Raw genomic sequence first — 14819 nt, 5'->3', positions numbered from 1 at the left:
CTGTGCGAAGCTTCCGAAGGTGGACGGCACGGTGCGATCCGGCAAGGGCCGGCGGCTTCTCGACCGCGCGACGGCGGGGATCCCGGCTTCGCTGTACCCGGTCACCCATGTGGCCGATCTGCCGGCCCGTCCGGCGGATTCCGTGGACTGGCCGGAGTGGGCGGCGGGTCCGGTCGTCGAGGCGCTGAAGGCGAACGGAGTCGAGACGCCATGGCGGCATCAGGCGGAGGCCGCGTCCTTGGCCCGTGAGGGCCGGCACGTCGTGATCTCGACCGGCACCGCGTCGGGCAAGTCGCTCGCGTACCAGTTGCCGGTGCTCTCGGCACTGGTCGAGGACGAGCGGGCCACGGCGCTGTACCTGTCGCCGACCAAGGCGCTCGGCGCCGACCAGTTGCGCTCGGTGTCCTCTTTGGACGTCAAGAAGGCGCGGGCGGCGTCGTTCGACGGGGACACTCCGCTGGAAGAGCGGGACTGGGTCCGCGCGCACGCGAACTGGGTGTTCACGAATCCGGACATGCTGCACCGCGGGATCCTCTCGTCGCACGCGCGCTGGTCCCGGTTCTTCCGGCGGCTCTCGTTCGTCGTCGTCGACGAATGCCACAGCTATCGCGGTGTCTTCGGTTCCCACGTGGCGCTGCTGCTGCGCAGGTTGCGAAGGGTCGCTGCGTACTACGGCGCTTCGCCGGTCTTCGTCCTCGCGTCCGCGACGACCGCGGACCCGGCGGCGTTCGCGTCGAAACTCACCGGACAGGACTGTGTCCCGGTCACCGAGGACGGCTCGCCGCGCGGCGCCCGCACGGTCGCGTTGTGGGAACCCCCGCTGCTGTCGGAACTCTCTGGCGAGAACGGAGCACCGGTGCGGCGCTCGGCGGGGGCCGAGGCCTCCCGGATCCTCGCCGAACTGGTCATCGAAGGCGCTCGCTCGCTGGCGTTCGTCCGGTCGCGGCGAGGCGCGGAGCTGACCGCGCTCGGCGCCAGGCGGATTCTGTCCGAAGTGGACGGTGCACTGGCGGAATCCGTCGCCGCGTACCGCTCCGGGTATCTGCCGGAGGAGCGGCGCGCCCTCGAAGCGGCGTTGCTGTCCGGGCGGTTGCTCGGTGTCGCGACGACGAACGCGCTCGAACTCGGCGTCGACATCGCCGGGCTGGACGCGGTGGTTCTGGCAGGCTATCCGGGGACGCTCGCGTCGTTCTGGCAGCAGGCGGGACGGGCCGGGCGCGCGGGCGACGCGGCGCTGGTCGTGTTCGTGGCCCGCGACGATCCGCTGGACACCTATCTCGTGCACCATCCGGCCGCGATCCTGGACCGGCCCGTCGAGGCCGCCGTCCTCGACCCGTCGAATCCGTATGTGCTCGGGCCGCAATTGGCCTGCGCCATCGCCGAACTCCCGCTGACCGAGCCCGAGGTCGCGGCCTTCGGCGGCGACTCGGCGCGCGCCGTACTCGCCGATCTGGTCAAGGAGAAGATCGTCCGCCGCCGCACGAGCGGCTGGTACTGGACCTCGCGCGACCGGCCGCACGCCGAAGTCGGCATCCGGGGTTCCGGCGGCGAACAGATCGCGGTGGTGGAGGCCGACTCCGGCCGGATGCTCGGCACGGTCGACCCGGGCTCCGCCTGCTACGCGGTCCATCCCGGCGCGGTGTACCTGCACCAGGGCTCGTCCTACGTGGTCGACGAACTGGATCTGGAGACCGGTCTCGCCCTGGTGCACGCGGAGGATCCGGACTGGACCACGTCACCGCGCGAGGTCGTCGACATCAGCGTGCTGCGCACCGAAGAGCGGCGAGTGCACGGCGGGGTCACGGTGAACCTCGGCGAGGTTTCGGTGAGCTCGCAAGTGGTCGGCTACTTGCGGAGACGTCCGTCCGGTGAAGTGCTGGACCAGACTCCGCTGGATCTGCCGGAACAGAGCCTGCACACCCGTGCCGTCTGGTACACGATCTCGGCCGAGCTGCTCGGCGCGTCCGATGGCGTGGCGGGGACCGGGGGCCATCGGACGGGGACCGAAGTTCTGGAGCCGGTGGGGACCGGAGGCTCCAGGGTGGGGACCGAGGAACTTGGCGGAGCACCGGGGACGGGCGCCGAGTTGGATCCGGCGCGCGTCCCCGGTGCCCTGCATGCCGCCGAGCACGCGGCGATCGGCCTGCTACCGCTGTTCGCTACCTGCGACCGCTGGGACATTGGCGGGGTGTCGACCGCGTGGCACGAAGACACCGGGGAGGCGACGGTGTTCGTGCACGATGGCCATCCCGGGGGTGCGGGATTCGCCGACCGCGGATTTGCCGCGATTGTCCCTTGGCTGGCCGCGACGCGGGAGGCGATCGTTTCCTGCGAGTGCCCGGCCGGCTGCCCGTCCTGCGTCCAGTCGCCGAAGTGCGGGAACGGCAACGATCCGCTGGACAAGGCGGGGGCGGTGGCCGTTCTGGACACCGTGCTCGGGGCTTTGCGTCAGCACGGGTCCGTGTCCGGCCACGGGGTGGCTTGAAATTGTGGGTTGATCAGGCGGCGGTGCTGAGGCTCGCCACCGGGGCGACGGCCTGGTCACCGGCCAGCGCACGGACGAGCACGTCGTGCACGTCGGCGGCCTCGGGCAGCTGCCAGCCCCAGACCTCGGGCTTGACCCGCCAGTGCACGACACCGTGCTGGAACGGCGACGGGGGCAGCGGGATGTAGCCCTTCGCGCCGTGCCACTGGATCGAGGCCTGGTCGGCCAGTTCCCGCGGGATGCTCGCGGCGACGGTGGTGAGGAACAGCCAGCGGCCGTTCGGCATCGCGACGATCGGGGCGGGGTGCCCGGTGGCGCGCAGCAGGCGGGCGGCGGCCTTGCCGAGCTCGTCGTCGACCTCGATGGCGTCGAGCACGGTGCCGGTGGCGACGAGGAGGCTGTGCGTGTCGTCGCCGAACCAGGTGGCGACCTCGTGCGGGTGGGTCTCGGTCAGTTCACGCCAGTTGTCCTGGGCCGGGACCGGACGCCGCCAGGTGAGGTCGTCACCTTCGGCGGTCAGCGCCGCGGGCTCGGCACCCGGGAGCACCGGCCAGCCACGCCAGGCGAGACCGATCGCCTCCGCCCGCATTTCGATGCGGAAGGCGCCCCGCCAGCTGTCCGGCCAATTCGCGTCCAACATTACTGTCCCTGCCTCAGGTCAACTCTGTCCTGTGTCTGTCTCTGTCGCACCGGCCTCGGCGAACTCTTCGAAGTGGCGCACATCTCAATAAACGGCAAGTTGCACATCGGGAGAAGACCTCACGCGACAACCGGCGGTTACTTAGCGATGAACGCGCGGTAGTGCGACCGGACGGACCGAACGCCGGACGTCCGGTTAACGGGCGCGCACGACCGGTACGGAGCCGTTCGTCGCAGCCGACCTGGGCTTCCCTCCTGCGCGGCGGCGCTCGCGATGAGCGGCGGGCGGCCGTTCGGCGGCGAGCTGATCATGGCTTCGACCGCTCGCCGCGCGTCAACGACCGCTGCTCGCGCCCAGCGGTTACTCGCGCGTACCACCCGCTGGTCGCCGCCCGGCGACCGTTCACCGCGCGAGCTCCGTCACGGTGACCGGTCGACCGGACCCGCCCTGGCCCGTGCCTCCGCCCGTCCGGTGACCGCCGGCCGCCCCGACGGCTCCGAACGCACTTCGACCAGGGCATCACCGCGCTCCCACCGGCAGGTCAGCAACGTGACCGACATCCGGACGGCGACCTGCCGCGCCCGTTCGCAGGCCGCGGCGGGACCGTCCGACGCGTGTGAGGCCGCCGCGAGCGCCGCCAGATCCGCGGCGGCCTCGGCGCGGTGCCGGGTCGTGACGGCGGCACCGATCCAGAAGGCGAACGCCGCCGCGCCGACCAGGACGGTGACGATCGAGGCGGTCCACACGGTCGCGACGCCGCGATCGTCCCCGGTCACGGCCCGCTCCCCGGCTCGGCGATGGCGAAGGCGCTGGAACGCAGCCGGATACCCGGCAGGAGCCCGGCGACCGGTTCGGCCTCGACGTCGGCGGTGATCGTGTCGCCTTCGCGGACGACGTCCAGCCGGGCGCCGGGCGGCGCGATCTCCCGCACCGCCTGTTCGGCACGGGCGGGCTGGCCGCGGGCGAGGAGCCTGGCGGCCTCGCGGGCCGCGTCGATGCAGCGGAGCTGGTCGGAGGCGACCCCGATCCCGGCGAGCAACAGGGCCGAGACGAAGGTCAGCGCGCCGATGCCGAGCGCGGCTTCCACGGTGACGGAGCCGCGATCCTCGCCGCGCATCAGAACTTCACCGACAGCGCCCGCTCGATGAGCGCGGTGAGCCCGGCGCGGACGGCTTCGCTGTCGATGACCAAGTAAAGGACGGCCGCCAGCGCGGCGGCGGCCAGGGTGGCGATGGCGTATTCGATCGTCGCCATGCCGTCGTCCGCACGGAAGTCGGGGACCTTGTTCATAGGGAATCGCCTTTCAATTCAGAGGACGCCGTCGAGCCGCCCGGCCAGGCCGAGCACGACGGGCAGGACGCCGAGGCAGAGGAACGCGGGGAGAAAGCACAGGCCGATCGGTGCCGCCAGCAGCACTCCCGCCCGTTCCGCGCGTTCCTCGGCTTCGGCGGAAAGCGACTCGCGCAGCCTTCGCGCGAGGTCCTTCGCATGCGTGGCGAGCGCGGTGCCCGCCCGCGCCGTCCGGACGGCGGCGACGGCCAGTTCGGTCAGGCCAGGCAGGTCACGGACCGGCGCCCACGCTTCCGCCGGCCCGATGCCCACGGCGAGATGCGACGCCACCGAACGCAGAGCCACCGCGGTCTTCGGTGAGGCGGTCGGCGCGACGGCCTCGAGCGCGACGGGCACCGGCAGCCCGCCTGCCAGGCAGGCGGCCAGCAGATCAAGGGTGGCCGCGGACCGGACGAGTTCGAAGGCGCCTTTGTCCCGGGGCGACCGTGCCCGGATCCGCGTGAGAATGAGAAGCCGACCTGGTCGTGCTACGCCTCCGGCCGCGACGTGTGGCCAACAGAAGACGGCACCGCCCAGCAGGATCAACGCCGCGCCGGTCAGCATGACGCCACCCGCCCGGTGAGGGCCCGGGACCAGGCCGTGCCCGCCCAGATCAGCCCGCTGCCCACGACGAGCAGCAGCTGACCGGCGCCGGTCCCGGTGAGGACCTGGACCGGGCCCGCCCCCATCGCCTCGCCGAGCGGCAGGCACACCAGCGGGAGGGCCGCGAGCACGGCGGCACTCGCCCGGGGACCGGCCATCTTGGCTTTGAGCCGGCGGCGGAAGCCGATCCCCGCCTCCGCGTCCCGCCTCGCGGCGTCGAGCACGTCGGCCATCGGCAGCCCGAACCGGTTCGCGAGCGTCCACGCGTTCACCAGTGCCGGTGGCGCGTCAGGGTCGGCGGCGGTCTTACCACCGAGCCGGGCGGCCGCGATGAGTCCGCGCAGCCGCTCGGACGCCGCGGGGATCGCCTCCGCGGTGGCTTCGGCCGCCGTCACCGGATGGGCGCCCGCGCGGAGTTCACCGATCATCGTCCGTAGCACGGACGCGGTGAGCTCCGCTTCGGCCAGCGCCGCGTTCGCCTGCGCCCGCGACCGGACCTCCTGGCGGACGGTCACGGTGAACACGAGTACCGCCAACGCCCAGCCGATCCCGAGGAACGGCAGGACGAACAGCGCCGGCAGAGGCCACCAACCCGTCCGAACCGCCTGGGGCAAACGCCAGGCGATCGGCGCGCGCACCATCTGCTTCGGCCAGCAGGCCAGCCCCGCGCCGCAGGCGAGCAGGAACCAGGGGTTCATGCCGCCAACTCCTCGAAAGGAGTCTCGTCACCGATCCAGGTGCCTTTGCTCCAAACCGGGACGACTTTGGCCTCACCTCGAAAGGACCTAAGGACACCGACCTCGTCCAGCCGCCGGATCCCGCTCGGCAGACGGACCATGTGCAGGACCACCCGCACCGCCGCCGTCAGCTGGCTGTGCAGCGCGTCACGTTTCAGCCCGCCGAGCGCTGCCAGCGCCTCCATGCGTGCCGGGACCTCCTCCGAGGAATTGGCGTGCAGGGTGCAGCCGCCACCCTCGTGCCCGGTGTTCATCGCGTTGAGCAGCGCGATCACCTCCCGGCCACGCACCTCTCCGACGACCAGTCGGTCCGGGCGCATCCGCAACGCTTGACGCACCAGTTCGCTCAGCCCGATCTCGCCCGCGCCCTCGACGTTGGCCGGGCGGGTGAGCAGGCTGACGAACTGCGGATGGTCCGGTTGCAGCTCGCCGGCATCCTCGACGCAGACGATGCGTTCGGACGGGGGCACGGCGCCGAGCAACGCGGCGAGCAAGGTCGTCTTGCCCGACCCCGTCGCGCCGGAGACCAGGAACGCGAGCCGTCGCCGGATGACCGAGTCGAGCAGATCCGCGCCGCTGGTGCCGAACACCCCGCGCAACCGGAGTTCGGCGAGGTCATGGGTGGCGGGCCGGAGAACGCGGAGCGAGAGAGCGGTCCCGGCGGGCGCGAGCGGTGGGAGTACGGCGTGCATGCGGACCCGGCCTTGCGGCCCCACACCCGGCAGCCAGCAGTCGGCGAATGGTTGCGCGTCGTCCAGCCGCCGCCCGCCGGCGAGGGCGAGCCGCTGGGCCAGCCGGCGGACCGCTTCCTCGTCGGCGAAACGGATTTCCGTCTCCTGAGGACCTGCACCGGTGTCCACCCAGACCTTGTCGGGAGCGGTGACGAGAATGTCGGTGACGCCGGGCTTTTCGAGAAGCGGCGCGAGCGGGCCGGCGCCGACGAACTCGTCGCGGGCCAGCCTGACCGCTCCGAGGACGGCGTCCTGACCGAGCGAACCGCCTGCTTCGGCGCGCACCGCCCGCGCGACGCTCACCGGATCCGCCGGGGCGGCCGATCCGGCCAGCCGCCGCCGGACCCGCTCGACCAGATCTTCGGTCATCGCGAGGCACCGGCCAGGTTTCCGCGCGCCGCCACGAGGACTTCGGTGGCCGCGGTGGCCAGGTGCCCGCGATGCCTCGGGACGAATTCGCCGCGGTCGAGGGCCGCCGAGAGGGATCGCTCGCGACCCATCGACGTGATGAGCGGGACGCCGACGGCGTCGGCGATCTCCTGCGGGATCAGCCCGGCGGGCGACGGCCCACGGACCGCGACACCGATCCTCGTCGCGTGAGGTTCGAGCCTGGCGAGGACCTGTTTCGCCGCCGCACAGGCACGGAGTTCCGCGGGGACCACGACCACGACGAGATCGGCCAGCCCGATCACGGTGCCCGTCTCGGCGCCGAAATACCTCGGCAGATCGCAGACGACCGTCCGCCCCGCCCGCCGTCCGGCGTTCAGCACGCCCTCGATCGCGTCGGGCCCGGGACCGCGTCCTTCCCTGCCATAGGACACAAAGGACAGTGAGCCGGTCGAGTATTTCTTTCGCGGCAGGGCTTCGCTCAACGCGGCCATGGACACCCTGCCGCCGAGATCGAGCTCCGGCCACCGGGGCCCGCGATCGCGCTCGGCGGCGAGGAGGACGTCGACCCCGCCACCGAGCGGATCGCAGTCGACCAGCAGCCCGCCGGTGCCGGACTTCTCCGCTTGGTACGCGACGGCGGCCGCCAGCACGGAAGCCCCGGCACCGCCCCGCCCGCCGATGATCCCGATGACGACGCCGTCGTCACGCGCCGGCCCGTCGACGACGTCGGCGAACTCGCCGATGAGGTCGCCTTCCTCGTCCGGGAGCGAAAGGACCTTCTCCGAACCGGTGTTGAAAGCACGCTCCCACGTCACCGGCGTCGGCGCGCCCTTGCAGACCAACAGGACCTTGTTCCGCCGCAGCAGGCGGTCCGGCGCGCTCGCGGCTTCCTCGTCGAGCACCACGAGCGGCGCGCGGGCCCACCTGCCGCGTGCGGCGGCCAGATCGGGTGCGCGTTCGACCTCGCAGCCCGCGGCCGCGGCCACGCGCAGGATCTCGTCGAGCAGGATGTCGTCGCCGGCGACGACGAGCGGATGTTCCGCGGTCATGGCTCCCCCAGTGATTCGGTCGGACTCGGGTGATGACTCCACGGTCGCGCCGGTCCCCGCCGCGCACAACGCCATTCCGTACCGCCTGTGGACAACCGGGGTGTTGTGGACAACTCCGCCATGGGAAACCGGTTTCCCACGGTTTTGTCGGTCCTTCCCAGCACGAACCCACGGCCCATTTTCTACAGGGTGCCGAGCACGAAAACAGTTGAGGGAAAAGAAAGTCAACGAACTCCGGGCGGTTCCAGCCTTGCCCGGGCGCGGTTTTCGCGGCCGACGAGGTCTGAACCACTGAAACCACAAGGGATAAAGGAGGCGACCCTCGCCAGGGGGGAGGGACGAGGGCCGCCCGGGGTTCAGCCCCGGGGGGTCGGACTGAACCTGGGCCCGGTGCGACACCGGACAATCTCACTGTAACTCCGATACCGGCCCGTTGCGGGCGACCTCCGTACCCACAATTCGGTAACGGCACGACGCGCCCGATCGGGGGCGCGGTCGTGAATTTTCCACCGCGGTATCCCGATCGTGGTCGACCAACGGGCGCGCGCCGGTCCGGCTCTCCTATCCTTGGCGAGTGGACCGACCCAGCACGACGCCCAGCCAGGTCGCGGCGTTCTTCGATCTCGACAAGACGATCATCGCGTCATCGAGCGCGTTGGCCTTCAGCAAGCCGCTTTTGCGCGAAGGCCTCATCAACCGCCGAGCCGCGCTTCGCAGCGCGTACGCCCAACTCGTCTTCTCTCTCGCGGGCGCGGACGCGGCGAAGACCGAGCGGATGCGGGCCGAGGTTTCCGCGCTGTGCGCCGGATGGGACGTCGCGCAGGTCTCCGCGATCGTCCGCGAGACGCTGCACGACGTCGTCGACCCGCTCGTCTACGCGGAGGCGGCGGAACTGATCTCCTCGCATCGCGCGGACGGGCACGACGTCGTGGTCCTGTCGGCGACCGGCGAGGAAGTCGTCGCGCCGGTCGCCGAAATGCTCGGCGCGACGCGCAGCGTCGCCACGCGAATGCAGATTGTGGACGGTCGCTACTCGGGCGAAGTCGATTTCTACTGCTACGGCGAGAACAAGGCCGTCGCGGCGAAGCAGCTCGCGGCGACCTACGGCTACGACCTCACCCAGTGCCACGCGTACACCGACTCGAGCACCGACATCCCGCTCCTCGAGGTCGTCGGACGGCCGCACGCGGTCAACCCCGACCGCGTACTGCGCAAGCACGCGACGGAACAAGGCTGGGAGATCCTCGCCTTCGAGCACCCGATGTCGCTGCGGACCCGGATCCCGGCGCGCTCGGCCGGACTGGTCGCGCTCGGCGCCGTCGCGGCGGGAGCCACCTGGTACGGCTACAACCGGCGCAAACGCACCCGCTGAGCACACGCCCACACGGCGGTACCGGGCCGGTTTTCTTAGTCAGGGCCGCGAATTGTCCGTCGCGGAGGGTGCCCGTGTCACTAGATCGAGCCTCTGTACCGGTGCACCCGTCTGCGCACTTGAAGTGACCCGGCTCACGGCGTAGAAAGTAGGTGCGGACGTTCGGTCGGCCAGGGAACAGGTAGAAGAGAAGCCTGTTCCACCCCGGCGAATCTCCGTGTGCGGACACCGGGTACCCACGCGCAGCGCGCCGCGGGAGGCTCGTCGTCTAGGGACTGCGTACCGGGACGCCGGACGCCGAGTCCATGAAGGTACGACCAGAGTTGCACGCTTGGTCGCCCGAGTCGCCCGCACTGACTGGCGGCGCCCGCCGGCTTCTTGCCGACGGGCGCCGCCAGTGTTTTGCCCCCGTTTTCAAGCGTGACAGGCCCCTTCGCGTCCCTTTGTGTATGAACGGACCGTTCGTGCGGGTGGCCGATGGACAAGCAAAGTGCTCGTGGGTAGCTTCCGGATATCAGTGCTTCCAGGTGGACTTCTTTCCATCTGAGAGTCAGGCACGAATCTGGGAGGCTTGAGGTGACGACCCGAACCGCGCACGCCCGTCATCGGAGGATCCATGCGCTCGCCCTGCCCCTCGCGGGCCTGCTCACCCTGGGTGTCGCGGGCGTCCCGGCGACCGCGCAGCCGGTGACGGCGGACGTGGAGGCGCAGCGGACGCTGCGCGGGCTGACCCTGGAGCAGAAGGTCGGGCAGCTGTTCGTCACGTGGGTGAACGGGAAGTCCGCCGACGAGGTCAACGCCAAGAACAAGGCCGACTTCGGCGTCGACACCCCCGCGCAGGTGATCGAGAAGTACCACCTGGGCGGCGTCATCTACTTCAACAACGACAGCCGCGACAACTTCGACGACCCGGTGCAGGTCGCCAAGCTGTCGAACGGGCTCCAGCGGGCCGCGCTCCGCAGCGGCGCCCGTATCCCGTTGCAGATCGCGACCGACCAGGAAGGCGGCACGGTCACCCGGATGGGTGCCCCCGCCACCGAGCTGCCGAACGCGATGGCGATCTCGGCGGGCCGTGACACCAAGGCCGCGCAGGAGGCCGCCCGCATCCTCGGGCACGAGCTGCGCGCAGTCGGTATCAACCAGGACTTCGCCCCCGACGCCGACGTGAACTCGAACCCGGCGAACCCGGTGATCGGCGTCCGTTCCTTCTCCGGCCGCCCGGAGCTGGCGAGCCAGTTCGTCGAAGCCCAGGTCAGGGGCTTCCAGAACTCCGGACGGCGCTCGGAGACGGTGTCCGCCGCCGCGAAGCATTTCCCCGGCCACGGCGACGCGGCCACCGACAGTCACCACGAGCTGCCCAGGATCGACCGCAGTGAGGACAGCTGGCGCGCGACGGACGTGCCGCCGTTCAAGGCCGCCATCAAGGCGGGTATCGACTCGATCATGAGCGCCCACATCCAGTTCCCCAGCCTCGACCCCTCGGGCGAGCCGGCCACGCTGTCGAAGCCGATCCTCACCGGCAAGCTGCGCGAGGAACTCGGCTACCGCGGCGTCGTCGTCACCGACTCGCTGTCGATGGACGCCGTGCGCGAAATGCACACCGACGCGGAGATCCCGGTGCTGGCCCTCAAGGCGGGTATCGACCAGCTGCTCATGCCGGTCAACCTCGAACTCGCCATCAACTCCGTGCTCGACGCCGTCCGCAAGGGTGAGCTGACCGAGCGGCGCATCGACGAGAGCGTCCTGCGGGTGCTCAAGCTCAAGCTGAACCGGGGCATCCTGACCTCGCCGTTCGTCGACCCGGCCAAGGTGATGTCGAAGGTCGGCACCCCGGCCAACCTCGCGACCGCGCAGGGCATCGCCGACCGGTCGGTCACCGCGATCCGCAACGACGGCGGCGTCCTGCCGCTCAAGCAACAGCCCGCGAAGACGCTCGTGACCGGCTGGGGCGTGAGCACGACGACGTCGCTGGCCGCGAAGCTCACCGCGCACGGCACGCAGGCGACCGCGTTGCAGACCGGTCAGGCGCCGACCGACGCGCAGATTTCGCAGGCCGTCGCGGCGGCCAAGAACGTCGACCTCGTCGTCGTGCTGACCAACAACGTCGGTACGTATCCGTTGCAGGGCAAGCTGTTGCAGGCGCTGGCCGACACCGGGAAACCCGTCGTCGCGGTCGCCGCCCAGATCCCGTACGACGCCGGTTACGAGAACCCGATCAAGACGTGGCTCGCCACGTACGGCTACATCTCGCCTTCGCTCGAAGCGTTGGCGAAGGTGATCCTCGGGAAGGTGCAGCCGCAGGGCAAACTGCCGGTAGACGTTCCCGCCGGCAAGGACGTGGGCACGGTGAAGTACCCCTTCGGCCACGGGCTGACCTGGTGAACCTCAACCGCCGCCACTTCCTCGCCACCGGTGCGCTCGCGGTCCCCGCACTGACGGCCGGGTCCTCGGTCGCGGGGGCCCAGCCGGAAAGCGAGAGCAAAGGTCCCCCGCTCACCCGCACCGGAGCGGACGTGCTCGCCGCCAAGGACTGGGCGCCGCTGTCCGGCCGCAAGCTCGGCGTCCTGTCGAATCCGACGGGCGTACTGGCGAGCGGCGACCACATCGTCGACTCGATGGTCGCCGCCGGGGTCCGGCCGCTCGCCGCGTTCGGCCCGGAGCACGGTTTCCGCGGCAGCGCGCAAGCGGGCGGCTCCGAAGGCGACTACACCGATCCACGCACCGGCGTGCCCGTCTACGACGCGTACGGCGCCGACGCGACGAAGCTCGCCGGGATGTTCACGAAGGCGGGCGTCGACACCATCGTCTTCGACATCGCCGACGTCGGCGCGCGGTTCTACACCTACATCTGGTCGCTGTACACGGCGATGGTCGCGGCGGCGAAGGCCGGCGCGTCGGTCGTCGTGCTGGACCGGCCGAACCCGTTGGGCGGCAAGGCCGCCGGGCCGATGCTGAACCCGGCGTTCGCCTCGGGTGTCGGCCGGAAGCCGATCGTGCAGCAGCACGGCATGACCGTCGGCGAGCTCGCGCGGTTCTTCGCCGCCGAGTTCCTGCCTGCCGAGGGGGTCACGCCGGGCAAGCTCGAGATCGTCGAAGTGCGGGACTGGCGACGTGATCAGCTCTTCGCGCGCACCGGGCTGACGTGGGTCCCGCCGAGCCCGAACATGCCGACGCCGGACACCGCGCTCGTCTATCCCGGCACCGGGATGTTCGAGGGCACCGTGTTCTCCGAAGGCCGGGGCACCACCAGGCCGTTCGAGATCATCGGTGCGCCGGGCCTCGACTGGCGCTGGCGCGAGAAGCTCGGCGAGCTACGGCTTCCCGGGGTGAAGTTCCGTGAGGCGTACTTCGTGCCGACGTTCGGCAAGTTCGTCAACGAGCCCTGCGGCGGCGTACAGGTGACCGTCACGGACCCGCGGGCGTTCGACGCCATCCGCACCGCGGTCACCATGTTCGTCACCGCGAAGCAGGTGCACCCGGACAAGTTCAAGTGGCGGCCCGACAACTTCCTCGACAAGCTCTCCGGCTCCGACAGGTTGCGCACGATGATCGACAAAGGCGCCGGAGTGGACGAGATCGTCGGGTCCTGGCAGGCCGAACTGGCCGAGTTCGACCGGAAACGCCGTCGCCATCTCATCTATCGCTGAGGGGAACGACCTTGCGTGTTAGGAAGATCCTGATCGCGGCCGTCTCCGTACTGGTCGCGGCGACCACGCTGTCGACGGCGGGAGCACAGGCGATTCCAGGGAGCGAGCAGCAGCGCGACCGCGCGGCGGGCCGGTTCGACAAGCCGCGTGAGGGCTTCGCGCCCGCGTCCACCGTCCTGCGTGACGGCGCGCCGTCCGAAGTCGGTCTCGACCCGGAGCCGATCAAAGCGGCCGAGCGGTTCATCGAGAGCTGGACGAAGCCGGACGCCACCGGGCATCCGCATTTCTCCGGAGCGGTCGGCCTGCTCGCGCACGACGGCGTGGTGGTCGAGCGCCAGGCCGTCGGTGGCGCTGTCCGCTACGCCGACGCCAAGGGCACCGAACTGCCGCCCGAGCAGCAGGTGCCGATGCGCGCGGACACGATCTTCGACATGGCCTCGATCTCGAAGCTGTTCACCTCCATCGCGGTGATGCAGCTGGCCGAGGCGGGCAAGCTGGACATCTCGGCGCCGGTGGTGCGGTATCTGCCGGAGTTCGGGGTGAACGGCAAGGAGGCCGTCACCGTCCAGCAGCTGCTCACCCACGTCTCGGGCTTCGCCGCGACACCGCTCCCGTCGCTGTGGGAGGGCTACCCGGACATCCCGTCACGCCGCAAGGCCGTCCTCGACAGCCCGCTGAAGAACGCGCCGGGCAGCACCTACCTCTACTCCGACATCAACCTGCTGACGCTCGGCTTCCTGGCCGAGAAGGTGGCCGGGGCACCGCTGGACAAGGTGGTCCAGGACCGCATCGCCACCCCGCTGGGCCTGGCCGACACCGGGTACAACCCGCCCGCGTCGAAACTGGCCAGGGTCGCGGCGACCGAGTACGCCACGAAGCCGCCCCGGGGGCTCGTACGCGGCGAGGTCCACGACGAGAACGCCTGGTCGCTGGGCGGCGTCGCCGGGCACGCGGGCGTGTTCTCCACGGCCGCCGACATGGCGGTGCTGGCGCAGACGCTCCTCAACGGCGGCGCGTACCGAGGCCACCGGATCCTGCGCGAGGAGACCGTGCGGGCGATGCTGACGAACTACAACCACAAGTTCCCCGACAACGCGCACGGCCTCGGCTTCGAGCTCGACCAGCCTTGGTACATGGGCGCGCTGTCGGCGCCCTCGACGGCCGGGCACACCGGGTTCACCGGGACGTCGCTGGTGATCGACCCGCTGTCGCGGTCGTTCGCGATCCTGCTCACCAACCGCGTGCACCCGACACGGAACTGGGGCTCGATCAACATCGCCCGGGAGACCTGGGCGAGCTCGCTGGCGAAGGCGATGGCCGTCCGCCCGGCGCGCGGCCACGACGCGTGGTTCAGCGGCGCCGGGGACGTCTCCACGGCCACTCTCACGACTCCGCCGTTACAGACGCGCGGCGGGCCGTTGAAGGTCACCTTCGACACCTTCGTGGACACCGAAGGCCCCTCGGACTCGCTGTTCCTGGAAACAAGTACCGACGGCGGAGCCACCTGGAAAACGATTACTCTGCGTGCAAACGGACCAGGCGCTCCCGCCGGGGACCAACCCGGTCTCGGCGGGCACGGTCATCGGGCTTGGTGGCGCGCTGCGGCCGAGGTGTCGCAAAGCTCACAAATCACCCTCCGCTGGCGTTACACGACCGATGCCCGTTACACCGGACGAGGAATTTCCTTGGACGGTGTGAAAGTCACTGAACGCGGCCACATACTGCTGGACAGTGAGCATAATCCGCCTACTTTCGTCGCTACCGGCTGGAAGTTGAGCACTAGGTAACCGGCCAGCTCCGATGCGCTGACCAGACCGCCCCGTTGACCGGGACACG

At 70.5% G+C, this 14819-nt stretch carries 13 protein-coding genes; 5 read left to right on the top strand and 8 right to left on the bottom strand.

Annotation, left to right across the window (positions count from 1 at the left end; genetic code table 11):
- The first annotated feature begins 19 nt into the window (after positions 1 to 19).
- Positions 20 to 2485, top strand: coding sequence for a DEAD/DEAH box helicase (locus AC069I_RS08985; RefSeq protein WP_478265106.1), 2466 nt, complete (start codon positions 20 to 22; stop codon positions 2483 to 2485).
- 13 nt (positions 2486 to 2498) lie between these two features.
- On the opposite strand, the gene AC069I_RS08980 is transcribed toward AC069I_RS08985, so the two are convergent.
- From AC069I_RS08980 to ssd, 8 genes are all read right to left on the bottom strand, one after another.
- On the bottom strand, positions 2499 to 3125 hold the full coding sequence (locus tag AC069I_RS08980) for a bifunctional DNA primase/polymerase (protein WP_478265105.1): 627 nt from the start codon (positions 3123 to 3125) through the stop codon (positions 2499 to 2501).
- Between the two features lie 419 nt (positions 3126 to 3544).
- Complete coding sequence (locus AC069I_RS08975) at positions 3545 to 3901, bottom strand: Rv3654c family TadE-like protein (RefSeq protein ID WP_478224387.1); 357 nt, start codon at positions 3899 to 3901, stop codon at positions 3545 to 3547.
- Entirely contained in the window at positions 3898 to 4242 is a 345-nt protein-coding gene (locus tag AC069I_RS08970) for a TadE family type IV pilus minor pilin (protein WP_478265104.1), read from the bottom strand. Before AC069I_RS08970 ends, AC069I_RS08975 begins: the two co-directional genes overlap by 4 nt.
- Positions 4242 to 4415 carry a DUF4244 domain-containing protein gene (locus tag AC069I_RS08965; protein WP_340685321.1) on the bottom strand — a complete coding sequence of 58 codons (174 nt, stop codon included), beginning with the start codon at positions 4413 to 4415 and terminating at the stop codon, positions 4242 to 4244. Before AC069I_RS08965 ends, AC069I_RS08970 begins: the two co-directional genes overlap by 1 nt.
- Before the next feature lie 18 nt (positions 4416 to 4433).
- On the bottom strand, positions 4434 to 5018 hold the full coding sequence (locus AC069I_RS08960; protein WP_478224385.1) for a type II secretion system F family protein: 585 nt from the start codon (positions 5016 to 5018) through the stop codon (positions 4434 to 4436).
- Complete coding sequence (locus AC069I_RS08955; protein WP_478265103.1) at positions 5012 to 5755, bottom strand: type II secretion system F family protein; 744 nt, start codon at positions 5753 to 5755, stop codon at positions 5012 to 5014. The genes AC069I_RS08960 and AC069I_RS08955 overlap by 7 nt, the downstream gene beginning before the upstream one ends.
- Positions 5752 to 6894 (bottom strand): TadA family conjugal transfer-associated ATPase, encoded by a 1143-nt coding sequence (locus AC069I_RS08950; RefSeq protein WP_478224383.1) that lies wholly within the window; start codon positions 6892 to 6894, stop codon positions 5752 to 5754. Before AC069I_RS08950 ends, AC069I_RS08955 begins: the two co-directional genes overlap by 4 nt.
- The gene (gene ssd, locus AC069I_RS08945; RefSeq protein WP_478224382.1) at positions 6891 to 7964 is read right to left on the bottom strand and encodes a septum site-determining protein Ssd; all 1074 of its coding nucleotides are present in this window, start codon (positions 7962 to 7964) and stop codon (positions 6891 to 6893) included. Before ssd ends, AC069I_RS08950 begins: the two co-directional genes overlap by 4 nt.
- A gap of 574 nt (positions 7965 to 8538) precedes the next feature.
- Here ssd and AC069I_RS08940 point away from each other — a divergent pair.
- From AC069I_RS08940 to AC069I_RS08925, 4 genes are all read left to right on the top strand, one after another.
- Positions 8539 to 9336 carry an HAD family hydrolase gene (locus tag AC069I_RS08940; RefSeq protein WP_340685316.1) on the top strand — a complete coding sequence of 266 codons (798 nt, stop codon included), beginning with the start codon at positions 8539 to 8541 and terminating at the stop codon, positions 9334 to 9336.
- Between the two features lie 576 nt (positions 9337 to 9912).
- Positions 9913 to 11718: a glycoside hydrolase family 3 protein gene (locus AC069I_RS08935; RefSeq protein ID WP_478265102.1), complete on the top strand. Its 1806-nt coding sequence runs from the start codon at positions 9913 to 9915 to the stop codon at positions 11716 to 11718.
- Positions 11715 to 12983: an exo-beta-N-acetylmuramidase NamZ family protein gene (locus AC069I_RS08930; RefSeq protein WP_478265101.1), complete on the top strand. Its 1269-nt coding sequence runs from the start codon at positions 11715 to 11717 to the stop codon at positions 12981 to 12983. The genes AC069I_RS08935 and AC069I_RS08930 overlap by 4 nt, the downstream gene beginning before the upstream one ends.
- An 11-nt stretch (positions 12984 to 12994) precedes the next feature.
- The gene (locus AC069I_RS08925) at positions 12995 to 14770 is read left to right on the top strand and encodes a serine hydrolase domain-containing protein (RefSeq protein WP_478265100.1); all 1776 of its coding nucleotides are present in this window, start codon (positions 12995 to 12997) and stop codon (positions 14768 to 14770) included.
- Positions 14771 to 14819: the final 49 nt, after the last annotated feature.

Source organism: Amycolatopsis sp. NPDC043885, assembly GCF_056435685.1.
This window is presented reverse-complemented; position numbering and strand designations above follow the sequence as displayed.